The organism is Chitinophaga sedimenti, assembly GCF_023156195.1.
GTDB classification, from domain to species: Bacteria; Bacteroidota; Bacteroidia; order Chitinophagales; family Chitinophagaceae; genus Chitinophaga; species Chitinophaga sedimenti.
This window is the reverse complement of the sequence record NZ_JAKUKA010000001.1, coordinates 3927317-3950059: the sequence shown is the minus strand read 5'-3', so window position 1 is coordinate 3950059 and position 22743 is coordinate 3927317. Positions and strand designations below refer to the sequence as shown.

25 protein-coding genes are annotated in these 22743 nt (G+C 50.2%); 20 read left to right on the top strand and 5 right to left on the bottom strand.

Going from position 1 to position 22743, the window contains the following annotated elements:
• Positions 1 to 100: 100 nt before the first annotated feature.
• The 5 genes from MKQ70_RS22470 (at position 101) to MKQ70_RS22450 (ending at position 4050) form a co-directional block, all read left to right on the top strand.
• Positions 101 to 874 (top strand): glycosyl hydrolase 2 galactose-binding domain-containing protein, encoded by a 774-nt coding sequence (locus tag MKQ70_RS22470; RefSeq protein ID WP_248074496.1) that lies wholly within the window; start codon positions 101 to 103, stop codon positions 872 to 874.
• On the top strand, positions 799 to 1680 hold the full coding sequence (locus MKQ70_RS22465) for a glycoside hydrolase family 2 protein (protein ID WP_248074495.1): 882 nt from the start codon (positions 799 to 801) through the stop codon (positions 1678 to 1680). Before MKQ70_RS22470 ends, MKQ70_RS22465 begins: the two co-directional genes overlap by 76 nt.
• Positions 1677 to 2243: a hypothetical protein gene (locus MKQ70_RS22460; RefSeq protein ID WP_248074494.1), complete on the top strand. Its 567-nt coding sequence runs from the start codon at positions 1677 to 1679 to the stop codon at positions 2241 to 2243. The genes MKQ70_RS22465 and MKQ70_RS22460 overlap by 4 nt, the downstream gene beginning before the upstream one ends.
• On the top strand, positions 2177 to 2530 hold the full coding sequence (locus tag MKQ70_RS22455) for a glycoside hydrolase family 2 protein (RefSeq protein ID WP_248074493.1): 354 nt from the start codon (positions 2177 to 2179) through the stop codon (positions 2528 to 2530). Before MKQ70_RS22460 ends, MKQ70_RS22455 begins: the two co-directional genes overlap by 67 nt.
• Before the next feature lie 83 nt (positions 2531 to 2613).
• Positions 2614 to 4050, top strand: a complete 1437-nt coding sequence (locus tag MKQ70_RS22450) for an alpha-L-fucosidase (protein WP_248074492.1) — start codon at positions 2614 to 2616, stop codon at positions 4048 to 4050.
• Positions 4051 to 4127: 77 nt separating this feature from the next.
• Here MKQ70_RS22450 and MKQ70_RS22445 read toward each other — a convergent pair whose 3' ends face one another.
• The 4 genes from MKQ70_RS22445 to MKQ70_RS22430 form a co-directional block, all read right to left on the bottom strand.
• Positions 4128 to 4940 (bottom strand): hypothetical protein, encoded by an 813-nt coding sequence (locus MKQ70_RS22445; protein ID WP_248074491.1) that lies wholly within the window; start codon positions 4938 to 4940, stop codon positions 4128 to 4130.
• 31 nt (positions 4941 to 4971) lie between these two features.
• Entirely contained in the window at positions 4972 to 5325 is a 354-nt protein-coding gene (locus tag MKQ70_RS22440) for a hypothetical protein (protein ID WP_248074490.1), read from the bottom strand.
• A complete protein-coding gene (locus MKQ70_RS22435) occupies positions 5292 to 5807 on the bottom strand; it encodes a hypothetical protein (RefSeq protein ID WP_248074489.1) in 516 nt (171 codons plus the stop codon). The genes MKQ70_RS22440 and MKQ70_RS22435 overlap by 34 nt, the downstream gene beginning before the upstream one ends.
• Positions 5808 to 5869: 62 nt before the next feature.
• Positions 5870 to 6901: a LacI family DNA-binding transcriptional regulator gene (locus tag MKQ70_RS22430; RefSeq protein WP_248074488.1), complete on the bottom strand. Its 1032-nt coding sequence runs from the start codon at positions 6899 to 6901 to the stop codon at positions 5870 to 5872.
• Positions 6902 to 6972: 71 nt separating this feature from the next.
• On the opposite strand from MKQ70_RS22430, the gene MKQ70_RS22425 reads away from it, so the two are divergent.
• Positions 6973 to 7362, top strand: a complete 390-nt coding sequence (locus MKQ70_RS22425; protein ID WP_248074487.1) for a diacylglycerol kinase family protein — start codon at positions 6973 to 6975, stop codon at positions 7360 to 7362.
• Positions 7359 to 7838 carry a diacylglycerol/lipid kinase family protein gene (locus tag MKQ70_RS22420; protein WP_248074486.1) on the top strand — a complete coding sequence of 160 codons (480 nt, stop codon included), beginning with the start codon at positions 7359 to 7361 and terminating at the stop codon, positions 7836 to 7838. The genes MKQ70_RS22425 and MKQ70_RS22420 overlap by 4 nt, the downstream gene beginning before the upstream one ends.
• A gap of 144 nt (positions 7839 to 7982) precedes the next feature.
• Here the strand turns inward: MKQ70_RS22420 and MKQ70_RS22415 are convergent, their stop codons facing one another.
• On the bottom strand, positions 7983 to 10550 hold the full coding sequence (locus tag MKQ70_RS22415) for a zinc-dependent metalloprotease (protein WP_248074485.1): 2568 nt from the start codon (positions 10548 to 10550) through the stop codon (positions 7983 to 7985).
• Between the two features lie 832 nt (positions 10551 to 11382).
• Between MKQ70_RS22415 and MKQ70_RS22410 the strand changes: the two genes are divergently transcribed.
• The 13 genes from MKQ70_RS22410 (at position 11383) to MKQ70_RS22355 (ending at position 22527) form a co-directional block, all read left to right on the top strand.
• Positions 11383 to 11649: a hypothetical protein gene (locus MKQ70_RS22410; RefSeq protein ID WP_248074484.1), complete on the top strand. Its 267-nt coding sequence runs from the start codon at positions 11383 to 11385 to the stop codon at positions 11647 to 11649.
• 8 nt (positions 11650 to 11657) lie between these two features.
• Positions 11658 to 12125 carry a MotA/TolQ/ExbB proton channel family protein gene (locus tag MKQ70_RS22405; protein WP_282457541.1) on the top strand — a complete coding sequence of 156 codons (468 nt, stop codon included), beginning with the start codon at positions 11658 to 11660 and terminating at the stop codon, positions 12123 to 12125.
• Positions 12126 to 12284: 159 nt separating this feature from the next.
• Positions 12285 to 12779 carry a biopolymer transporter ExbD gene (locus MKQ70_RS22400; protein WP_248074482.1) on the top strand — a complete coding sequence of 165 codons (495 nt, stop codon included), beginning with the start codon at positions 12285 to 12287 and terminating at the stop codon, positions 12777 to 12779.
• Positions 12780 to 12912: 133 nt separating this feature from the next.
• A complete protein-coding gene (locus MKQ70_RS22395; protein WP_248074481.1) occupies positions 12913 to 13503 on the top strand; it encodes an ExbD/TolR family protein in 591 nt (196 codons plus the stop codon).
• Between the two features lie 37 nt (positions 13504 to 13540).
• Positions 13541 to 14284 (top strand): energy transducer TonB, encoded by a 744-nt coding sequence (locus tag MKQ70_RS22390; RefSeq protein WP_248074480.1) that lies wholly within the window; start codon positions 13541 to 13543, stop codon positions 14282 to 14284.
• Between the two features lie 8 nt (positions 14285 to 14292).
• Positions 14293 to 14379 (top strand): energy transducer TonB, encoded by an 87-nt coding sequence (locus tag MKQ70_RS42545; RefSeq protein ID WP_372490135.1) that lies wholly within the window; start codon positions 14293 to 14295, stop codon positions 14377 to 14379.
• A 102-nt stretch (positions 14380 to 14481) separates the two neighbouring features.
• Positions 14482 to 15075 carry an RNA polymerase sigma factor gene (locus tag MKQ70_RS22385; RefSeq protein WP_248074479.1) on the top strand — a complete coding sequence of 198 codons (594 nt, stop codon included), beginning with the start codon at positions 14482 to 14484 and terminating at the stop codon, positions 15073 to 15075.
• A 72-nt stretch (positions 15076 to 15147) separates the two neighbouring features.
• Complete coding sequence (locus tag MKQ70_RS22380; RefSeq protein WP_248074478.1) at positions 15148 to 15483, top strand: hypothetical protein; 336 nt, start codon at positions 15148 to 15150, stop codon at positions 15481 to 15483.
• A 59-nt stretch (positions 15484 to 15542) separates the two neighbouring features.
• Entirely contained in the window at positions 15543 to 16292 is a 750-nt protein-coding gene (locus MKQ70_RS22375; RefSeq protein ID WP_248074477.1) for a FecR family protein, read from the top strand.
• Positions 16293 to 16496: 204 nt separating this feature from the next.
• Complete coding sequence (locus tag MKQ70_RS22370) at positions 16497 to 19952, top strand: SusC/RagA family TonB-linked outer membrane protein (protein ID WP_248081567.1); 3456 nt, start codon at positions 16497 to 16499, stop codon at positions 19950 to 19952.
• Positions 19953 to 19964: 12 nt separating this feature from the next.
• Positions 19965 to 20516, top strand: coding sequence for a RagB/SusD family nutrient uptake outer membrane protein (locus MKQ70_RS22365; protein ID WP_248074476.1), 552 nt, complete (start codon positions 19965 to 19967; stop codon positions 20514 to 20516).
• Complete coding sequence (locus tag MKQ70_RS41400; RefSeq protein ID WP_248074475.1) at positions 20513 to 21490, top strand: RagB/SusD family nutrient uptake outer membrane protein; 978 nt, start codon at positions 20513 to 20515, stop codon at positions 21488 to 21490. Before MKQ70_RS22365 ends, MKQ70_RS41400 begins: the two co-directional genes overlap by 4 nt.
• 14 nt (positions 21491 to 21504) lie before the next feature.
• A complete protein-coding gene (locus tag MKQ70_RS22355; RefSeq protein WP_248074474.1) occupies positions 21505 to 22527 on the top strand; it encodes a TlpA disulfide reductase family protein in 1023 nt (340 codons plus the stop codon).
• Positions 22528 to 22743 lie beyond the last annotated feature (216 nt).

Genomic DNA, 22743 nt, shown 5'->3' with positions numbered 1-22743 from the left:
TACCAGGGATTATTTGACCATTTTTATGCAAAGATTTTCCATGAAGAGCAGGCTTATTTTGATCAGATCGGCGGTTTTGATCTTTTTGATGACAGGGACAGTGAACACCCTCCTCGCGCAGACGCAGCGCATCCCATTACAAAGCGGCTGGGAATTCCGTCGCCTCGATGATCAAAAATGGCTGCCAGCCACTGTGCCGGGTAGTGTACATACTGATCTTATTGCCAATAAACAGATTCCTGATCCTTATTTCGGTACGAATGAAAAGGGATTGCAATGGCTCGATAAACTCGACTGGGAATATCGCACTACCGTGAACATATCTGCCGAAACCGTTGCCCAAACCGGTGTTGACCTGGTGGCGGAGGGGCTGGACACCTACGCAGAAGTATTCGTCAACGATCAGCCGGTATTACAATCGCAGAACATGTTCGTGGCCCGCAAAGTGGCCGTAAAGCAGTTGTTGAGGGCGGGTAATAACAGGATCCGCATCGTATTTAAAAGTGCGATTAAACACGACATGCCGAAGTTTTTACGCGATGGATTTCTATATCCCGCCGGTAACGACCAAATGGATATTCCGTTAAGCGTATACGCCCGCAAAGCGCCCTACCACTACGGTTGGGACTGGGGCCCACGCTTTGTGACCGCCGGCATCTGGCGGCCCATTTACCTGGAGGCGCACGGCAAAGCGGTGCAGGAAACCTTGTGGGTAAAGCAATTGCAGCTGAATGATAAAAGGCATCGCTGTCCGCCACAGCCACGATTGATGTACAGCAAGGCGGTAAATTCCGTTTCGTGGTGCACAGTCCGGACAACGCGTTTAAAGATAAATCCATCGACCTGGACCTGGCTGCCGGTAAACACCCCGTAAACCTGCCGTTTGATATTGCCAGCCCGCAGCGCTGGTGGCCGAATGGGTTAGGCACACAAAAGCTGTACAATGTACAGGTAAGTTTGCTGGAGGGTAAAGACACCTTGTCTACCCAAACTCAACGTATAGGCCTGCGCACGCTGGAAGTGGTGAACAAGCCCGATGCGCAGGGCGAGAGCTTTTTCGTGAAAGTAAACGGTGTGCCCGTGTTTATGAAAGGCGCCAACTATATTCCGCAGGACAACTTCCTGCCGCGCGTGACCGATGCCCGTTATCACAAGCTGTTCGCCGATATGAAAGAAGCAAATTTCAATATGGTGCGCGTGTGGGGCGGGGGCATTTATGAGAACGATATCTTCTACGATCTCGCCGATGAAAACGGCATCCTGGTGTGGCAGGACTTCATGTTCGCCTGCTCGCTCTATCCTTCGGATAGCGATTTTCTGCAGCAGGTAAAAGAAGAAGCGACATACAATATTCAGCGTTTGCGTCCGCATGCTTCGCTGGCGTTGTGGTGTGGTAATAACGAAATTGGTGTGGCGATCAATAACTGGGGTTGGAAAGACAGTTACGGATATACCGATGAAAACTGGAACAAACTGCTGAAAGGCTACGATCAACTCTTTAAAGAAGTATTACCCGCAGCGGTAACCACCAACGATCCGGAACGGTTCTACTTCCCGTCTTCCCCATCAGCAACTGGGGCAAGCCTGAAGATTTTACCAAAGGTGATAATCATTACTGGGGCGTATGGCATGGTATGGAATGGTTTGAAGCATTCCAGACAAAGATCCCGCGCTTTATGAGCGAATATGGTTTTCAGTCGTTCCCCGACCTGCACAGCGTGCGCCGGTTTGCGAATGAAAGCGATTACAATATTAACTCCTTTGTGATGCAGGCGCATCAGCGCAGCACCACGCGCGGCAATGCGGCGATCCGCACTTATATGTTGTATTATTACAAGGAGCCGGCGAGCTTTGCATCTTTCTTATATGTAAACCACGTATTGCAGGCAGAAGGGATTAAAATAGCGATTGAAGCGCATCGCAGGGCTATGCCGTATTGTATGGGTACTTTGTACTGGCAGGTAAACGATTGTTGGCCGGCGGCATCCTGGTCGGGCATCGATTATTACGGCCGCTGGAAAGCGTTGCATTATTTTGCAAAGAAGGCGTTTGAACAGGTAACGGTATCAAACGTGATAGAAAAAGGGCAGCTGAATACTTACGTGGTATCGGATCAACTGAAAGAAGAAAAGCTACAACTGGAAGCCACGCTGATGGACCTCGGCGGCAAAGTGTTGTGGAACAGAAAACGAACATCACTGCGAAAGCGAACAGCAGTGCGGTACAACATAGCATTGCGGTAACCGCATTGTTGAAGGACGCAGACACTTCCCGGGTAATATTCTACACGAAATTGTTAAAGAACGGCCAGTTTGCAGGCGATAATGTATTTTACTTTGCCAAACCGAAATCGCTGGCGCTTGCAGATCCGTGCATCCGCACCGAAGTAAGCGAAAGCAACGGGGTGATCAGTGTAACGCTGCACACCACAAAGCTCGCGAAAAACGTTTTCCTGTTCCCGGACAGCGACAACACATCGCACTTTGGCGACAACTATTTCGATATGGTCCCGGATGAGAAAAAACAGTGAAACTCACCACCAACAAAAGCCTGCAGCAGGTAAGGGACGGCCTGAAGGTGTACACCCTGTGGGACACGGATAAACAGTAGAACATGAAAACGATGATCAAAACATTTTTAATGGCTGGCTGCTTCGGCCTGCTATCCCTTGCCGGCGTGAAGGCACAGGAGCCAATTGGCTATGTGCCGGAAAAAGACCCCGCCGCCGCGCAGAAACTCGAAGAGTGGCAGGACTGGAAGTTGGGCCTTATCATGCACTGGGGCACGTATTCCCAATGGGGCATTGTGGAGTCCTCGAGTCTTTGTCCCGAAGATGAAGGCTGGACACAACGCAGCCCGGCCGGTATTCCCTACTACGAATATGTAAAGAAATATGAAGCGCTCGCCAGCACCTTCAACCCGTCGCGCTTTAATCCTGAAAGATGGGCGAAAGCGGCCAAAGGCGCGGGTATGCAATACATGATCTTCACTACCAAACACCACGATGGTTTCTGTATGTTCGATACAAAACAGACAGACTATCGCGTTACCGCGGCAAACGTGCCTTTCAGCAAGAACCCGCGCGCCAACGTAACCAAGGAGGTGTTTACCGCTTTCCGTAACGAAGGCATCCACATCGGCGCCTACTATTCCAAACCGGACTGGCATACCGAGTACTACTGGTGGCCTTACTTTCCGCCAAAAGACAGGAACGTTAACTACGAGATCGCGAAGTATCCTGAAAGGTGGAAACAGTTCAAAGACTTTACCTACAACCAGATACAGGAGTTGATGAGCGACTACGGCAAGGTAGAGATCCTGTGGCTGGACGGTGGCTGGGTACGCCCGCTGAATGCGCATAACAAAGAATCCTTGTCGTGGAACAAAACACCGGCGCAGGACCAGGATATTGATATGGCAGGCATCACTAAAATGGCGCGCCAGAAGCAACCGGGGCTCATCGTGGTAGATCGCAGCGTGCACGGTCCGTACGAGAACTACCGTACACCCGAGCAGCAGATCCCCGACAAGCCGCTGGACTATCCCTGGGAAACCTGTATGACCATGGGAGCTTCCTGGTCATATGTCCCCAACGATGTATACAAACCGGTAAACACGCTGATTCATAACCTGGTGGATATTGTGGCCAAAGGCGGCAACTACCTGCTGAATGTAGGCCCCGGCCCGGACGGTGAATGGCACGATGCGGCTTACACTACCATGGAGCAACTGGGCGCCTGGATGAAAACCAATGGTGATGCGATTTACGGTACCCGTGCCGTAGCGCCGTACAAAGACGGGAAGGTATGTTTCACGCAGAAGAAAAATAATGGCGCCATCTATGCCATCTACCAGCTGGATGAAAACGAGGAGCTGCCGGCTAAGATCAGCTTCAAAGGCGTGAACGTGAAGAAAGGTACGAAACTTGGCTTGCTGGGGAGTAAAGGCAACCTGTCATGGAAAGCTGCCGGCGACCAGGTGACGGTATCCCTGCCGGCAAGTGCCCGTAAACAGGCTTTTAAGCACGCTGTAGCCATTAAAATAGGGTAAGCGATAACTGACTATACGAAGGAGGCCATCCGGGACGGGATGGTCTCTTCCATTTATAGCGTGATTAGTTTGTTCATTTACCGAACATCATTCAGCCACTTCGCAAAATTAAACGCCACGCCGAGATTCACGGATACCGGCTGGAAATAGTAACCATAGTCATTATCCACGGAACCATCTGCATCCGGCAGTCTGTCGAACGGCACACAGAAGGAAAGCTGGGTCATAAAGCGGACATACTTGTAGCCAACTTTGAAGGTGACTGCGGGTTCCCAGGTGCCTACCCATTTATTGTCGAAGCGCATCAGCTGCTCTCTTTCAAATTGATCGTCCTCCGTGGCTTTGCTGGCAAAGCCGATGTCGTTGAAATGCAGCAGTGAGAAACGGCTCGCGACTGAAAACTCTACTACTTTATGTGTGATCCCGAAGCCCGGTTGCACAAAAAACTTGTCAAATTTGCTGGACACGCGATAATCGCGGCGGTTATTCGTGCCGGAATCCGGGGCGAAATAAAAGTTATAAGCGGTGGTGCGGAATCCTCCGCGGCCATAACCGCCATACACTTCAAATACTTTGGACTTGCTGCGGGACCGGCCAAAGCGATTAAAATAACCGGCGCCCACTTCGAACAGGCCGCCACGGGCGTCTGCATCGTAAATGCCCTGGTCGCCCTTGCTGTTCTGGGAATTCACGGGACGTACGAGGTATTGCCCGTTCGCCATCAACCCAAAATGATCTGTAACGCCGTAAGCTACCCGGTAGTTGCTGAGGGACAGGCTGCCTTTTACTTCATTTTTTCCTGCAGCAACGGGGCGTTCACGGTGTTGGGTACATAAACATGCATGGTGTCCGAACAGGCGCTGAATAAAGCCATACCGGCTAACAGGCAACTGGAGAAGCGTTGTTTCATATGCGAAATGTTTATCGTCTGGATTCGTTCAGCCAGCGGCCGAAGTTGAAGGAAGCGCCCACATTGAAGGCCGCACGTTGGAAGTAATCGGATACGTTGGTCTCTGAGTAATACTCATCGCGCAGCGCCTGCGAGATGGTCAGCTGCATGCTGTACTTTATATACTTGTAGCCAACGCGAAAGGTAACAGTCGGTTCCATAAAAGGTATCCAGCTGTTTTCCAGCGAACGAACGTCCGCCATGCGGCCTGGTTCGTTTTCCAGTGCGCGCGCGCCATAACTCATGCTGTGAAAGCGTGCCAGGGTAAAGCGCGGGGTAAAGGCCACATCGATCACTTTATGCGAAAGACCAATAGACGGTTGCACAAAAACTTGGTTAGCCGGGTGCTGATGGCGAAATCTTTTTTAGACACGTTATCATCCATGAGTTGGTAATAGTTATCGTCCAGCGTCCGGAATTTCCCGGTACCAACACCGCCGTATATCTCAAATACCGCCCGCTTTTTACTGTCCAGTGTAGTGAAATAACCGGCGCCCATTTCTACGGTACCGCCACGTACGTCGCGGTCTACCACGTCTTCGTCGCCGGAATAGTCACGGTAGTCGTCAGCGCCGCCATAATACCAGTCGCGATTGTATACGAACTGGCCGTTGACCATTACGCCGAAGTGGTCGGTGGGCGCATAGGCAATCTGGGCCGAGTTGAGGGATACGAGTCCGCGCACATCATGTTGTTCTTTGAGGAGCGGGGCATTCACGGCACTGGGAACATAGAAGTGCATGGTTTGCGAACAGGCGCTTATCAGGCATGCTGCCGCGGCCAGGCACAGGAGTGAAAAAGGTTTCATAATGTATATTGTAGGCTTTACTATCAGACGGCCTTCTGTACCAAAATGTTACAGTTGAACCGTTATTTGCGGGTAGAGTCCCGTTGGATCAATTCTACTTCAAATACGTAGTTTTTAGTGATCCTGGTCTTCTCGTCCTTGTTAATAAGCTGTACCAGGGTTTCTATGGCCTTTTCGCCCATTTTGTAACCCGACTGTTCAACTGTAGTGAGTGAGGGGCTGATAATGCGCGACGACAGGTCATTCGAATAACCCACTACCTTGATTTGCTCGGGTACCGCAATGTTGCGGCGGCGGGCTTCCTGTATGAAGCCTACGGCCGACATGTCGTTGGCGGAAAAGAGGCCGTCCGGCACCTGGTCGCCGGAAAGTATTTCTTTGCTGGCCTGCAGCGCCGCGTCCAGGGTAAGGTTGTGGGTGTAAACCAGTTGATCATTAAACGGGATGTTGTATTTTTCAAGGGCAGACTTGTAGCCGGCAAGCCTTTGCTGGTAAAGGTTACACGTGAGCTGACCCGAGAAGTGCGCGATCCGTTTGCAACCCTGCTGAATAAGATGTTCGGTGGCCGTGAAGCCGCCTTTGAAATCGTCGCCGGTAATTGTGTAGCCCGAAAAATCTTCCGGCACCCGGTCATAAAATACCAGGGGGATGTTATTCTTGATAAAAGGATTAAAGTGGTCGAAGTTGGTGGTAAACATCGAGGATACGGCAAGCAATCCGTCTACCCTCAAAGAGTAGAAGGTGTGCACCAGTTCCTTTTCCATGGCAACGGTTTCGTCAGATTGGCCAATCACGATGCTAAAACCGTATTTATGGGCGGCATGCTGGATGCCGCTGATAGCCTGTGACTGGAAGTACATGGAAGTGCGGGGCACAATGAGGCCTATGATGTTCGACCGCTTTTTACGCAGGCTGGAGGCGATCCAGTTGGGTACGTAACCCATTTCAGCAGCCATCAGCTGCACCTTTTCCCTCGTTTCCTCGTTGATCAGGGGATTGTTCTGCAAAGCTCTCGATACCGTGGAAGCGGAGAGGTTAAGCGCATTCGCGATGTCGTAGATCGTTATCTTATTGGTGTTGTTACGTTCTTTCACATTGGAGGCTTGATTCGGCAGCTATATTAGTGAATTTATCCTTAACTTTAACAGGCAGCCCCGTTTCCCCCATGTTTACGCCAGACACGAATCCCCGCAACTTCGCCATTTATGGCAATCCCGCTGCCGGTTCCGGCGCGATGTACGGCTTATTGCAGCAGGTGCGTCATACATTTGAACAGCAAGGCATACTGTACACGGTGTTCGACCGGGAATTACCCGCTTCACTGGGCACCTTCACCGATCTGATGGTCATTGGCGGCGATGGTACGCTCAACTACGTGGCCAACCACTTCCGCGATATCATCATCCCGATAAGTCTGATCAGCGCAGGCAATGGTAATGACTTTGCCTATGCCCTGCATGGTGCACGGCTGGGTCCGGGGAGCAATTGCGCCTGGCCATCGAAGGCAAGGTACGCTGGCTGGATGCGGGTGTTTGCAACGATCGCATTTTTTTGAATGGCGTAGGACTTGGGTTCGACGGGCGGGTAGTGAAAATGATGAAGAAGGGCAGCTGGCTGTCCGGCCGGTTGGCGTACATTGCCAAAGTGCTGCCGTTGTTGTTTTCTTATAAAGAGCGATACCTGAGCGTGACCACCGATACCTCGGCCTTTAATGGCTATTACTTCATGATCACGATCGCAAATGGCGTGTCGTATGGCGGCGGCTTTCACGTAGCGCCGGAGGCCGACCTGGCCGATACCAAACTGGACGTGACGTTCTTCCGCGAAACTACCCTGCGCGACCGGCTGTTTAACCTGCGAAGAGTGCGGCTCGGCCACCACGAAACGGTGCCGTTCATTTCCTCCCTGCGCACGCACAGTATTCGCATCGCCTCTCCCGCGCCGCTGGATATGCACCTGGATGGGGAGTACGGCAAAGGCAAGGATTTTCATATCGTGATTGCGCCTTGCAAGTACCGGTTTCGTGGCTGACAGTCAACTGTATGATCTTCACTTTCTTCTCTACCTCTCCACCATGCTTTCAACGGCGGCTGAAGAAAGATATCAAAGCCGGTCGCAAAAGAAAAAGGGCCGACCCGCAGGCCAGCCCTCTTCTACAATTATGTTGAAACCTTACTAGGATTTAGGATCCAGCGCAACGTTGATACGCTCGATCAGGTCCTGTATGTGGTAGCGGCTCATCGCATCACCGTTACCTGCACCTGCGCGCAGTTCGCTGCGGAGGGCGATCAGGTGAGCACGGCCAACGCTGGAGATGTCGCTTTTCTCAGGATTGATAGGAGCGGGGCCACCCATCATCATCTGACCTGCGGAAGCAGTGCTTACCGGCGGTTTGATCACGTTGATGGCGTACGTTACGTACATTTTCTGCAGGTTACGACGGTATACATCGATTTTCTGTCCGGCAGCAACCTCTTTGAAGATTCCGCGTTTCAGGTCGTTCAGGTACTCGTCGATCGGGTACGCTTTGGCGCCGTAGTTGGTTTGTGCATTTACCAGTTTGTTCAGGGTGGTAGTGCTCAACAGCCTGTTGAGGATCAGTTCCCGGCGCTGGCCGATGATGGTGGCTGCGTTACCGTTGATGCGGCTCAGGATATCTGTGTTGATCAACCATTTAGGCGTGGTGAACAGCTGCGCCTGCAGGAAGGCTACTGCTTCTTTCTGCGTGGCTTTCGGTACGATTTCGTACACGGCGCCAGGCTGCTCGGAAGTTTTAGGCGTTTCGTACACACCGGCGATGTTTTTTGCCGCGTGGCCCATGTAGCGGAAGAACTGACCTACCACTTCGTTGTACACTTCGTTCAGGTCTGCATAACCTTCATTAGGTGCTTTCGTCCAGGTAAGCAGGTTCGGGATGATGTACTGCAGGTTTTTGATACCATAAGCACCGGCTTTCATCGCGTTGTCGCCGAGGTCTTCGTTCTGGGAACGCGGGTCGTCCGGGTTGCTTTCAGTACCGAACCAGTATTTTTTGTCCTTCAGGCGGTTAATCACCCATTGGTTCAGGATCGGTGTTTCTTCTTCTGCGGTTTTGGCGCCGGGAACTACCTTATAGCCCCACTCGATGGCCCATTTATCGTAGAAGTTGATACGGGGATACAGATCGGCGCCAACGATACCGTCGCCAGGTTGCGCCACGTAGTTAAAGCGCGCGTAGTCCATGATGGAAGGAGCGTGGCCGTTTGCTTTTACCCATTCCTTATCACGCAGTTTTTCAACAGGGAAAGCGGAGCTGGAGCCGAAGTTGTGGCGCAGACCCAGGGTGTGGCCTACTTCGTGGCTGGATACAAAGCGGATCAGTTCACCCATCAGCTCATCGCTGAACTGCAGTGAGCGTGCGCGGGGATCGTTTGGAGACGCCTGTACCATGTACCAGTTACGCAGCAGGTGCATAACGTTGTGGTACCAGTTGATGTGCGTTTCGAGGATTTCGCCGGAGCGGGGATCATGTACGTGAGGACCGCTGGCGTTTGGAACATCGGAAGGTTTGTAAACGATCGCAGAGTAGCGGGCGTCCTCGAGGCTCCAGGTAGAATCTTCTGCTTTGGTCGGCGCCAGTTTAGCTACGATAGCGTTTTTGAAACCGGCCTGCTCGAAGGCCACCTGCCAGTCGTTAACGCCGGCAATCAGGTAGGGTATCCACTTTTTAGGCGTAGCGGGATCGATATAATAGATGATCGGCTTTTTAGGTTCTACCAGTTCGCCTTTCAACCATTTTGCACGGTCTTCGTCTTTAGGTTCGAGTCTCCAGCGCGTAATCATGGCGATTCTTTTCACGCCTTGCGGATCTGCGTCGAAGTCGGTATAACCGGTAGCGAAGTAACCTACGCGGGGATCGAAGTAGCGCGGCTCCATAGGTTTGGCAGGAAGCAGTACGATAGAGCTGTTGAGCTCCAGGGTAGCTGCGCCGCCGCCAGCGGGAGGCATGCCGGGCATAGCTGCGCCGCCGGATTTGCCGTACGTTTTCACGGTGCGGATTTCCGTATTCATCGGGTACGATTTCACGTCTACGATGTACGATTTATCTTGTTGCACACTACCCAGTCTGAAAGAATTTTTCATGCGGGAGTCGAAGAACAGGATATCGTTATCACCGGCGATGTATTCCGTCATATCGATGATGGAACCATTGTTGCCTTTAGAAAACGCTTTGATGTCGAACGAAGCAACGATGGGTTGCAGGTTCGAGTTCATCACTGCGGTGTACATTGGCATGGAACTGTCTTTCGACCTTTCGGAGAAGGAAATATTCTTGAGGAAGATGCGGTTGTTGGGACCTTTTTCGAAGCGGATCACGTTTTCGTTGATCTGGTCGCCGGCGTAACCGCTCATGCCTGCGCGGCCATCGGCTGCGGCACGGGTAACCCTGTTCACCACGAGAATATCGCGGCCGAGCAGGGCGTCGGGGATTTCGAACATGAAGCGGTCGTCTTGTTTGTAGACGTTGAACAGGCCGGAGTCGGCAACTGCTTTCGCTGTGATGAACTCGCCAAACTTTTTGGGAGCTGCTTTGGGAGGAGCGCCGGCATTACCGGGGCCCATCATAGGTCGTACTGTAGAATCCCTTCGCGGAGCGGTTTGTGCGGGAGCGGAAGGCTTTTCTTCCTGTTTCTTTTTTCTTTGTGCTTCGGCGTTTACCGTAAATATGCAGGTAGCGCATAATACTCCGGTAACGGCCTTCACAAATCTGCCCTTTAGATGCATGTTTGATCTGGTATTAATGATTGTTTGATTTTGTTCGTGGTTGATTGGCAGGCATAGCAATTTAAATAATGGTTGGGTGCAAGCCGGGTGCAAATAAAGGGATAAAGCGTTAACTTATCGGGAAATTCCATAAACGTGGGAAAACTTGTTAAGAATGGAAAAAAGAAGGGGCAATGCCATAGGGGAAGCGGTGGATGGGATGCGCCCGGTTATGGCAGAGGGGTTTTGGAGGGGACGGCAGCACAAAAAAAGGTCAGATAGACATTTTTAAGGATAAACGGGAAAGCCGGGATGTGGATAAAAATCGTACATTACAATACAGTCGGGCTTTGATGGCCTAAAAAGACTAAATATGGGAAAAACAAAATTTCTGTTGGAACATTTGATAATTTTCTTAAATTGTGCGTCCAACTTTGAAAATTATCAATCGATTCCTACGTCATGGAAAACGATGGGTACCCGAAGGAGGGTTGGTTGCCATATACAGTATAATAATCTAAGTGTTTGCTCATAAAAATGTGTAAGTGAATGAAACGCCCTGCCAGCAGGGCTTTCGACGGTGAGTTAAATTTTGGGAGATTTTTTGAGTGACACTTGTTTTTTTAGGGTAACCGTATAACTTTGCGAATCACTGATTTTTAATTAATTACTAACAAAACAAACAGTTTAATTTTTAACACTAAAAATTCAATCAACATGGCTGAGACTAAAGCAACTGTGACTGCAGCTACTGCGAAAACATCCTCTCATCAACCTAAGAAGTCTTCAAACCTGTTTGCCGTGTTGGCTGTGCCGATCTGCATTGTAATAGGTGTTTGTTTTTACATGTTCGTACTGGGTAATCCTGCGAACTTCCAGGGGCAACAACCCTGACAACCACCCGGTTGAAGAGGGTATTGCTAAATGGTTCGGTACAGTGCACAAAGGTGGTGTAATCGTGCCTATCCTGATTTCTATCCTGCTGGTATGTTTAACTTTCGTGATCGAGCGTTTCCTGTACCTGTCTAAAGCAAAAGGTAAATTCAGCGGCGCTGAGCTGGTAAGAAAAGTTCAGTACCACCTGCTAACAAAAACGTAGATGCTGCCCTGGCTGAGTGTGACAAACAGAAAGGTTCTGTAGGTAACGTACTGAAAGCTGGTCTGAAAAAGTACAAAGAAATGATCAACAACACTGATCTGGATACTGATCAGAAAATTCTCAGCATCAAAAACGAAATTGAAGAAACTACTTCCCTGGAACTGCCAATGATGGAAAAAAACCTGGTATTCCTGTCCACTATCGCTTCGGTTGCAACCCTGGTTGGTCTGTTCGGTACGGTACTGGGTATGATCAAGGCGTTCTCCGCGATGTCTGCTTCAGGTGGTGCTCCGGATTCTTCCGCACTGGCGTTGGGTATCTCTGAGGCCCTGATCAACACTGCGTTGGGTATCGGTACTTCCGCTATTGCGATCATCATGTATAACTACTTTACTACCAATATCGACAGCATCACTTATGCTATTGACGAGTCTGGTTTTACTTTGACTCAGAGCTTCGCGGCTAACCACAAATAATTTTCTTAGAATTTTTGTGTGGAATTCGTGAGGATTTGAATCTTAATTAAAGTAACCAACAAAAAGGAGTAACATGCCTAAAATTAAAATGCCGAGGAAGAGCACCGCTATTGATATGACAGCGATGTGTGACGTAGCCTTCCTGCTTTTGACTTTTTCATGCTGGCTACCAAGTTTAAGCCGGACGAGCCGGTAGTGGTGGTAACTCCGTCATCTATTAACACCTCCTTACTGCCGGATGCCGATGTGATGTTGATCACGATCGATAAAGATGGCAGGGTGTTTTTCAGCATCGACGGTCAGAAGAAAAGGCAGAAGCTGATCTCTGATCTGGACGAATCTTATAAGCTTGGCCTGACCGAGCCCCAGAAAACAGCTTTTATACTGGGTTCCAGCTATGGTACCGATATTAAAGACCTGAAAAGGACACTGGAGATGACGCCGGATGAGCAGAAAACGCAGCAAAAAGGTATCCCGTTGGACTCTGCCAACAACGAACTCGGTGTTTGGCTGGAGTACGGCAGGACTGCCCAGGCTGCAATAGAAGGTAACTCGAACAAATTGAAATACTGTATTAAGGCCGATAACCAAACGCCTTACCCGGTAATCAAAAAGTGCTCGATACCTTTAAAGAGAAGAAGATCCAGAAGCTGAATCTTGTTACTAACTTGGAAGCCGCACCTGCAGGATCTGCTGCTGCACTTTACAACGAAGAGAACAAGGACTAAAATCACTGGTTAACCGGGACGGGTTAACGGTTATTTACAAAACCAAAAACGAAGTTACCATGGCTGAAATGGATACCAGCAGTAGTGGCGGTAAAGGTAAGAAACACGGTGGGACGAAATCGAAGAAGCTCTCTACCCGTGTGGACATGACCCCGATGGTGGATCTTGGGTTCCTCCTGATCACCTTCTTCATGCTCACCACCACTATGGCGAAGCCTAAGACTATGGATCTGATAATGCCCAAGGATACAGAGAATGAGGAGGAGAAGAACAAGGTGAAAGAAAGCACCGCTCTGACCATTCTGCTTGGCAAAAAGAACCAGGTTTACTACTACGAAGGTCTTGCGCAGGATCCGAACGCTTCTTCTAATCCGGATTTCTTCCAGGCGACCTCTTTTGCTAATAAAGGCGGCATTCGTGACGTGATTATCAGGAAGAGGGATGAAGTAGCTCAACTGCGCAACGCTAAAGGACAACCCGAAGATGTGGTTGTTATGATCAAAGCCGACGATGGTGCAGTTTATCAGAATTTCGTGGATATCCTCGACGAAATGGCGATCAACCGCATTCAGAAATATGCAACTGTAGATATTACCGACCAGGATAAAACCTGGATTCAGTCCACAGAAACCGCGAACGGCATTAAATAATTAACGCAATTTATTTGCATCCATAAATTAACAAGCAATGGATTCAGCTAAGATCTTAAAGTCCGACTTTCTTGACATCCTCTTTGATCAGAGGAACAAGGAATACGGTGCATACGACCTGAGAAGGGCGTATGAGAAGCGCGTGCGGAATTCCATCATTGGAACCGCGTCGCTGGCTTTGTTGATTTTCGGTAGCTATCTGATTTACAGTAATCTGAACGCCCGAGATAACGACGTAAGCAAAAAGCCTAAGGTTGAGGAGATTAAGCTGGAGGACCTGGAAATTCCACCGGAAGATCCCAAAACACCTCCGCCACCTCCGCCGCCCCCGGCACCACCACCCCCGGTGAAACCATCGGTGCAGTTTACTCCGCCCGTGATCAAAAAAGATGAAGAGGTGAAAGCTGAAGAAGAACCTCCGAAACTGGAAGAGATCAAGGATAAAGCGGTAAGTACCAAAACTGCGGAAGGTGATGTAAACGGTATCGACCCAGGACTGCTGAGCGATAGTAAAGGTACAGGTGTAGTAGAAGCTCCGCCGCCTCCTCCGAAAGAAGAGATCTTTACCTTCGTAGAGCAACCGCCTTCCTTCCCTGGTGGCGAGGAAGCCCTTAATAAATACCTCAGCAAAAACATCCGCTATCCTCACCTGGCTACGGAAAATGGTATCTCCGGTACCGTATTCGTAACCTTCGTAGTGGACTCTGAAGGTAAAATCAAGGACGTGAAAACTGTAGGCGCCAAAAAGGTGGTGGCCTGGAAGAAGAAGCAATCCGCGTAGTACGCGGGATGCCAACCTGGAAGCCGGGTAAACAAAACGGCCGCCAGGTATCTGTACAGTTTAACCTGCCGATCCGCTTTACTTTGCAAGAGTAGTACTATACACTTGAAAGATATAAATCCTCACCGGGTAAAACTGGTGAGGATTTTTTATTTTAGCCCCACGAATCAACCAAATCATTTTGTAGCGGAGCGGGGATGCACAACACACCAGATACTGAAAAAATACTTTTCCTGCAGATTGCGGGTGGCGATGAAGCCGCTTTCCGTGAACTGTTTCACCGCTATGCACCCATCTTGCGGCCGTTAATCTTCAAACTCACTTCCACCGAACACATTATTGGCGATATTTTACAGGACGTGTTTTTCAAAATCTGGCTTTCCCGCGATAAGCTGCCGGAGATCGAAAATCCCCGCTCCTGGATTTTACGCATCACGTTTCACGATTGTTTTGGCTACCTCCGCAAAGCCGAAGTGCGCCGCCGCAACCAGCTCACCGCCGGGGAATCCACCGCCGATGAAAACTGGCAACTGGAATTCCGCGAAACATCGCGCCTGGTAAATGAAGCCGTGTCCGCACTGTCACCACAGGCAAAGCGTATTTACCTGCTTAGTCGACGCGACGGACTTAAAATCGCGGAGATCGCGGAGCAGCTGCACCTCTCTGTACAAACCGTGAAAAATACACTCACACGCGCCCTAAAAGCATCCGTGATTACCTGGAGCAACATGGCGTGTTCCTGCCCCTGCTCCTGTTGTGGTATTGGGTGGTATAAATTTTTTTCAGGTTGATTGGTACCAATGCTTTTCCCGCGCATCTGTTGTATAGGGATGCGCTTGTCATTACCCATAAACGATAACATCTTGAACCATCCATCGCATATTGAACAACTGTTACAGCAGTTATGGTCGCAGGACGACAAAACGGCCGCATACGAAGCGCTGCAGCAATTGCTGCGCGACGACCCCGCATCGGCGGCGCAGATAGCGGCTGCGCTGGCGGAGCGTCCGCTGCCCGGTGAACTGCCCGCCTACCAGCGTGCGGAGTGGGATCACCTCGTGGATGCGGTGCTGCGTATGGACGAACCGATGGCGGTCCCGCAAAACGCGTACGCCGCCTGTGGCCTTACTGGAGCGCCGCCGCAGCGGTATTATTGCTGGCCGGAGTTGCGCTGTTCCAATGGCGCCCAGCTAAGGTAGCGCCACCCATAGCTGTTGTTAGCGATGCCCGTCCCGGTAGCAACAAAGCCACGCTTACCATGGCTGACGGCCAGGTGGTAACGCTGGACAGTACCGGCGCCCGCGACCTTTCGCGGAATGGCACCGTGGTGCGACAACAGGGCGGGCGGTTGTTGTACGGCAATGCGAGCGCCGTAAGTTACAACACGCTGCAAACACCCCGTGGCGGGCAGTTTCAGCTGCAATTGCCGGATGGTACGGAGGTGTGGTTGAACGCTGCGTCTTCTATCCGTTTTCCCACGGCGTTTCCGGGTAAGGAACGTTTGGTGGAAGTAACCGGCGAGGTGTACATGGAAGTGGCCCGAAATGCCGACCAGCCCTTCCGGGTAAAAGTGAATGAGCAGGTGAACGTACAGGTGCTCGGCACCCGCTTCAATATAAATGCCTATAGCGATGAAAAGAACATACAAACGACGCTGGTACAGGGCGCGGTGAAGGTGAAAAGCGGCGATACGGGGACAATATTACAACCGGGACAACAGGCGCAGGTAAGCGATAACATCCGGGTAGTGCCGGCCGACGTGGACCAGGTAATGGCCTGGAAAAACGGCTTGTTTAACTTTCACAATATGGAGCTGAAAGAAGTGATGCGGCAGTTGTCAAGGTGGTACGATATCGATATTGAATACCGTGGAACAATTGCCCCGCGAGAGTTCTGGGGCAAAATGGGACGTAACCTTACGCTGTCGGAGGTGTTAAAAGGACTCGAAGGTGCGGGTATCAACTTTAAAATAGAGGAGAATGGAAAAAAACTGGTCGTGTTGCCATAACACGGTCATTAAATAAAACGAAGCCGCTCCGTCTGGAACACGAAGCGGCGGTAGTTCAGGCGATGCTTTTTCTTAATCAACCAAAACCGTTACAAAAGTATGTTTTTTAAAACTTTTCGTAACCGGGACCCGCATGTCCGGCCAACCGGCACTGCGGCGCTACGTTTGGCGCGTTCCCGGTGTTCAACCAAAATTGTGCGTGTGATGCGACTGACCTTTCTGCTTTTATTGGGATGCTGTCTGCAATTATCGGCTAATTCCTATGCGCAACAGGTTACGTTTACCGGCCGCAATGTAAGCCTGGAAAAGGTTTTTACAGAGATAGAGCGGCAAACAGGTAACGTGGTATTTGTAAGCAAACAGTTGCTGAAAGATGCCAAACCTGTATCCGTAGCGGTGAAAAATATGCCGTTGGAAGGCTTTCTCACCATGATATTAAAGGACCAGTCGATGGAATACACGGTAGAGAAACAGACCATTTTCATCAAAAAGAAACAGTCGGCCATGTCGCCTCCAGTGGCGGTAGCACCGGTGTTTATGCCCATTTCCGGCGTGGTGCTGGATTCGCTGGGAACACCGTTGGCAGGGGCCACCATCCGTATAAAAGGAAAAGATATTTCTACGGTGAGTAATGCTGCCGGACAATTCAGCATTCAGGCCGATGCGAATGACGTACTCCTGATTTCTTTCGTGGGATACCGTTCGCTCGAACACCGCGTAAAAAGCAATGCGCCGCTGATGATTACCCTGTATCCCGAAAGTACCACGATGTCCGGTATTGCCGTCACCGTGAACACTGGTTACCAGAGTATTCCACGTGAACGTGCAACCGGCGCCTTCTCCATAGTAACGGCAAAACAGCTCGAAAATAAACTGCGTCCCGACCTGAAGGCGGCCCTCGAAGGACAGGTGGCTGGTATGATGTTGAAAAATGATGGTAACCTTGAAATTCGCGGTGTATCGACGTTTAACGCGGAAACGGCGCCGCTGGTGATCGTGGACGGTTATCCGCTGAGCGGCGGCCTGGAAACACTGAACATCGACAATATAGAAAGCGTAACGGTGTTGAAGGACGGGGTCGCTGCTTCCATTTATGGTGCGCGCTCCTCGAACGGGGTGATCGTCATTACCACGAAAGCAGGCCGCAAAGGTGCGTTGAATGTGGGGTACAACGGATCGTTCGGGGTGACACAGGCGCCGGATCTTTCTTTCTTAAGAAGATCGAGTGCGAAGGATTATGTGGAAGCGGAAGTAGACCTGTTCAACCAGGATCCTATCACGCCTGGATTTTACTATGACAATAACATGTACATTTCCCGGGTCAATTACTTGCTGGTCGCGAAAGCGCGCGGACTGAAAAGTGCGGCGGACGTGGATGCGGAAATAGAACAACTGAAAAAGAACGATGGTATCGGGCAGTTACAGGATTACCTGTTCCGCGATCAACTAACACAACAACATAATATTTCACTCTCGGGTGGCAGCGATAAAAACCAGGCGGCTGCGACGGTAAAGTTTATCTCCAACCGTGGTAATATGCTTTACACCAGCGATAACCGGCTGATCGCCGACGTGCGCAACGACTGGAAGCCTGCGCGCTGGCTAAGTGTTCGTTTGCTCACCAACGTGAACTACAGCACCGGAAAATCGCCTGTCAGGAAACTGAATGACTTGCTGAATTATTATCCAACATCTTATCTTCACCCTTACGACCTCGTGGTAGATCCCGCAACAGGCCGGTATGCGGATGTGTTTTCCATCAACCCGAAACTGGCAGGTCGCTTTGCTACCTTTTCCGGGATGAAGCCAACGAATTACAATCCGTTGGAAGATATGGCCTTGGAAACTTCCCGTACGCAAAACCTGCAGGTGCGTTTCACCGGAGGCCTGAATATTGCGCTGGCCCGCGGCCTTACCCTTGATGCCGGCGGCAGCTGGACACGCGGCAATGCATTTACCCGCTCTATTTCCAGCGCCAATTCCTTCCGCATGCGGTTGGCTTACAATGGTGGTACCTCTGTTTCCAATCCCGAGAAGCATTACATTCCCGATGGCGATATGTTGAACGAGTCGCGGAATGTAAACCAGGCATATACATTACGTGCGCAACTGAATTACCAGCGCGAGTTTGGAGTGCATAGCATCATTGCACTGGCGGGCAGTGAAATAACCCGCGACGTGCGCGACTTTAATGCTTATCCCACCCGCTTCGGATATAATGACCAGTCGGGTACCTTCGCTACGTTTAACTATGCGGATTACAATGCCGGTTTGTACAATGCCGATATGATCAGTACTATCGGTAAACCTGCTTCTACGGTAAACATCGGAGCGATGGAGTTCCGCGACAATCGTTTCGTATCCTGGTATGCAAATGCTTCTTATGAATACGATCGCCGTTATTTACTAAGCGGCAGTATTCGCCTCGACCAGACGAATTTCTTTGGTACCGATCCGCGGTTCCGCTACAAACCTTTGTGGTCGGCAGGCGGCACGTATAAAATATCGAACGAGCAATTTTATGATGTGTCCTGGTTGAACAAATTGTATGTAAGAGGTTCATTCGGCATCAATGGAAATATTTCCCTCTCCGCCGGTCCGTTCCTGATTATTGCGCCTGATCAATATTCGAACCTGACAGGTGATATTTCGTACCGCATCAGCTCCGCGCCTAACAGATCGCTTCGATGGGAAAAGACCGCTACTACGAACGTAGGCGTGGATATGTCATTTTTCAAGCGGGTGAATATGTCGGTAGATTACTACCTGCGCCGCAGCGGCTCGCTGCTGGCTACTAACGCGGTAGACCCTACCATTGGTTACACCAGCCTTATTCAGAATGTGGGCAGCATTAACAATAATGGCCTCGAAGTAACCCTGGACGGTAATGTGCTGAAGCAAAAAGAGTTTACCTGGCATGTGTTAGGTACAATAGGCTACAACCGCAACAAGGTGATGCGCTATAACGCCAATTACCTGTATGCAAATTCACTGACAACATATTCCATCAACAAAGAAGGATATCCTTCTAATGCCTTATTCAGCTACCGTGCCGCGGGCATCGACAACAACGGGAATGCTTTATACCTGAACAGTAAGAACGAACCGATTTCCGCAGGTGCGCTGCAGGTGCAGGATGTGGTGTTCAGCGGAACACTGCGCCCTAAAATGGCGTATAGTCTTACGAATACGTTTATCTACAAGAACTTCCAGTTATCATTTATGTTGCTGGCGAAAACCGGCGCGGTGATGCGCAAATATGTATACGATGGTTACGGCATTCAACACGCGGATGTGGGCAAACGATGGAAGCAGCCGGGTGATGAGAAGACGGCGATTTATCCGAAGCTGGCTTCTTTTTCTAACGACATGTTTAATTTTCCCTATTCCAATACGTTCGTGGAAAGCGCCAACTATGTGAAGCTGCGGGATGCTTCGCTTACCTATAACTTTGATCGTAAACTGCTGCGCAAAGCGGGCATGAGCAATGCCAGCCTTACATTGATGGGCCGCAACCTGTTGCTGCTGGCCGCCAACAGCGATAAACGAGATCCGGAGGCATATGAAATGAATGCCAGCGATCCCACGAATGCGGAACTGGGATATACACCCTTCCGTCCCATGCCGGAATTGTATTTGGGACTGCGCGTAAACTTTTAAAAGCAAATGAACATGCGAAAAATATTCTTCCTCACTATAGCCGCGGGCCTGTCGCTCACCGCCTGCAGCAAGTTCCCGGACGTAAAGCCCAAGGGTAAACTGATCCCCTCTACTATTGCAGATTTCGATCACCTGCTGGATAATGAGGATATCGTAAAATATCCTTTCCTAAATAATAATTCCGGCAGCATGCTGGGGTATATGACTGACAACGTAACCTTGTCGGAAGGCATTGGTAAAGTGTATTACAAGGCGAATAACAATACCAATATCGATAACTATTACGCTTACATTTACCGGGCGCCTTTCCGTAATCCCACGTCGGCCGATTACTTCTGGGAATGGGGGACTTACCGTTCCATGAAGTTTTTTAACAACGTGATCGCAGGCGTAAATGCAGCCCGAACAACGGAGAATGCCACACAGGCCGATGCGGTACTGGCGCAGGCATATGTTAACCGTGCCTGGGCTTACTTTCACACGACGCTGGTGTTTGGGCCGGTGTATAAACCCGGGGGAACAACAGTACGAAAACCATCCCTTACCTCACCGACCCGGACGTGAATGCCAAAATGCCGGATTTATCTACCCAGGAAGAAGTATTTACGAAAGTGTTGAATGACCTGCACATTGGCTTGGCGCATATCCCGGCAGTAACCAATTATCCCTCGCGGCCGAATAAGGTAGCTACGCAGGCGATGCTGGCTTACTACCACCTATTCACCCGTAAATACGACAGCGTGGCGTATTATGCTAACCTTGCCTGGACAGCCGCCGCAGCGAAAGGAACGGACAATCTCATTTATAATTTCAACAGTCTTACCTACGCGCCTCCGGGCAATCCCTTATCCAGTTCGATCGTAAGTCCGGATAGTAAAATCAACCTGCCCTCCAGCCGCGAGATATTATTCTTCCGCGCTACCGACGCGAATGTGGGACGTGCGCAGTCTTATCCTTCGGATGAGTTTATTTCCCTCTTCGATGCTACGAAGGACCTGCGTTACAAGTTTTACCTGATTACAAATGCCGGTTATAAAACCACGTATAACGGCACGGTGTACGATGATGGTCCAAGGGTACAATACTACCGCGGCGCACTGACTAATAACCTGCCGCGCTTCCAGATGACTTCCGGCTTTACGTATCCTGAATTGCTGCTGATGCGTGCCGAAGCGTATGCACGCACGAATAAAACCGCAGAGGCAATGGCCGATGTGAACCTGTTGCGCCGTTATCGTTTTGTGACCGGCACGCCCGACCTGGTGCAACCCGCCACGCAGGACGAAGTAATTAAACTCGTGCTGGACGAGCGTCGCCGCGAGTTGCCGCTGGGCCACATCAAACGCTTTATGGACCTGAAGCGTTTTTGCCTGGAGCCGGATAAACCATGGGGCCGTACCAGGATCACGCACAAGTTGGGCAGCGAAACATTCGAAAGCGCGATAGATGCACCATTGTTCGTGCTGCCGATCCCGAATGGTGTTTTAAAATTCAATCCGCAATGGGGCATACCCATGGACGAGCGTCCTTTTAATTAAGTAAATACATCGACATGAAAAAGATAATGAAAACTACTGCCATCGGGGCTTTGCTGATGGTGCCGGCAGCGCTTTGCGCACAACAGCCGTTTACGATTAAAGGCAAATTGGAAGCTATCCCTTCCGGAAAAGTATATTTGTCATACGCCGTTAATAAAAAGCAACAGAAAGATTCAGCGGTAATTACGCAGGGTGCGTTTACACTGAAAGGCAGCGTGGCCGAACCCATATCTGCCTATTTAATGCTGGCTGGCGGCCGCGATATGCTGACCCTTTATCTTGAAAAGGGAAATATTGAAGTGAAAGGCAGGGATGCACTCAGAACTGCTACGGTGAAAGGCGGTGAGGTGAATACTGCATATGCGCAACTGAAAGCGCAGCTGGCACCATCACGCGGTGAGAAGGATGAAAACATGGAAGCCGACCGTAAAGCCGCTATCGCAGATTTTGTGAAGTCACACCCGAACAGCGTGGTAAGCCTTAATGCGATTATTGATTACGGCGGTTTTCAACCCGCAGCAAGCGACCTCGAACCGCTGTATAATACGCTTGCCGTCGCCGTGAAAAATACAGCGCAGGGCCAGGCCATGGGCGCTACCATTGCCAGGCTGAAGAAAAGCGATATTGGCCAACTGGCGCCGGTGTTCACCAAAACCGATCCGCAGGGGAAATCGATCAGTCTTACTGATTATCGCGGTAAATATGTGCTGCTCGACTTCTGGGCATCCTGGTGCAAACCTTGCCGCGCCGAAAATCCGTACTTGGTAAAGGCTTATGAGAAATACCGCACGAAGAATTTTGAAGTGCTGGGTGTTTCGCTGGACGTGGAACGTGGCCGTACCGCGTGGACCAATGCCATTGCAGAAGATAAACTCACCTGGGCGCAGGTAATCGACCTGGGAGAGGAAAAAGCGTCGGATATGTATAATGTACAGGCGATTCCGCAGAATTACCTGATTGATCCACAGGGAAAGATCATCGCGCGAAATTTACGCGGAGAAGAGCTGGAAGCCAAGCTGGCGGAGGTGTTGAAGTAAATAAAAGAGGCGTGCTGATGATAACGGCACGCCTCTTTTTTGTATGGACCCTGAAGTTGTTTGTTAGTACCAGTATGCGTGTCGGGGTTATCTAGTTAACCTCGTTGGCGTGATAAATTGGATGTTTTGCGAATAAGTAATATTTTGTTATCTGTAATAGAAAGACGATAAGGTTTTCTTTAGTTTCTCCTTTATTATATTAAATCATTAGCCCGA

Coding starts and splice junctions, on each gene's coding strand:
- MKQ70_RS22460 (WP_248074494.1), top strand. CDS start 1,677: ATGAGCGAATATGGTTTTCAGTCGTTCCCCGACCTGCACAGCGTGCGC.
- MKQ70_RS22450 (WP_248074492.1), top strand. CDS start 2,614: ATGAAAACGATGATCAAAACATTTTTAATGGCTGGCTGCTTCGGCCTG.
- MKQ70_RS22435 (WP_248074489.1), bottom strand. CDS start 5,807: ATGAAACCTTTTTCACTCCTGTGCCTGGCCGCGGCAGCATGCCTGATA.
- MKQ70_RS22425 (WP_248074487.1), top strand. CDS start 6,973: ATGTTTACGCCAGACACGAATCCCCGCAACTTCGCCATTTATGGCAAT.
- MKQ70_RS22400 (WP_248074482.1), top strand. CDS start 12,285: ATGCTGGCTACCAAGTTTAAGCCGGACGAGCCGGTAGTGGTGGTAACT.
- MKQ70_RS22395 (WP_248074481.1), top strand. CDS start 12,913: ATGGCTGAAATGGATACCAGCAGTAGTGGCGGTAAAGGTAAGAAACAC.
- MKQ70_RS22390 (WP_248074480.1), top strand. CDS start 13,541: ATGGATTCAGCTAAGATCTTAAAGTCCGACTTTCTTGACATCCTCTTT.
- MKQ70_RS42545 (WP_372490135.1), top strand. CDS start 14,293: ATGCCAACCTGGAAGCCGGGTAAACAAAACGGCCGCCAGGTATCTGTA.
- MKQ70_RS22385 (WP_248074479.1), top strand. CDS start 14,482: ATGCACAACACACCAGATACTGAAAAAATACTTTTCCTGCAGATTGCG.
- MKQ70_RS22375 (WP_248074477.1), top strand. CDS start 15,543: ATGGCTGACGGCCAGGTGGTAACGCTGGACAGTACCGGCGCCCGCGAC.
- MKQ70_RS22370 (WP_248081567.1), top strand. CDS start 16,497: ATGCGACTGACCTTTCTGCTTTTATTGGGATGCTGTCTGCAATTATCG.
- MKQ70_RS22365 (WP_248074476.1), top strand. CDS start 19,965: ATGCGAAAAATATTCTTCCTCACTATAGCCGCGGGCCTGTCGCTCACC.
- MKQ70_RS22355 (WP_248074474.1), top strand. CDS start 21,505: ATGAAAAAGATAATGAAAACTACTGCCATCGGGGCTTTGCTGATGGTG.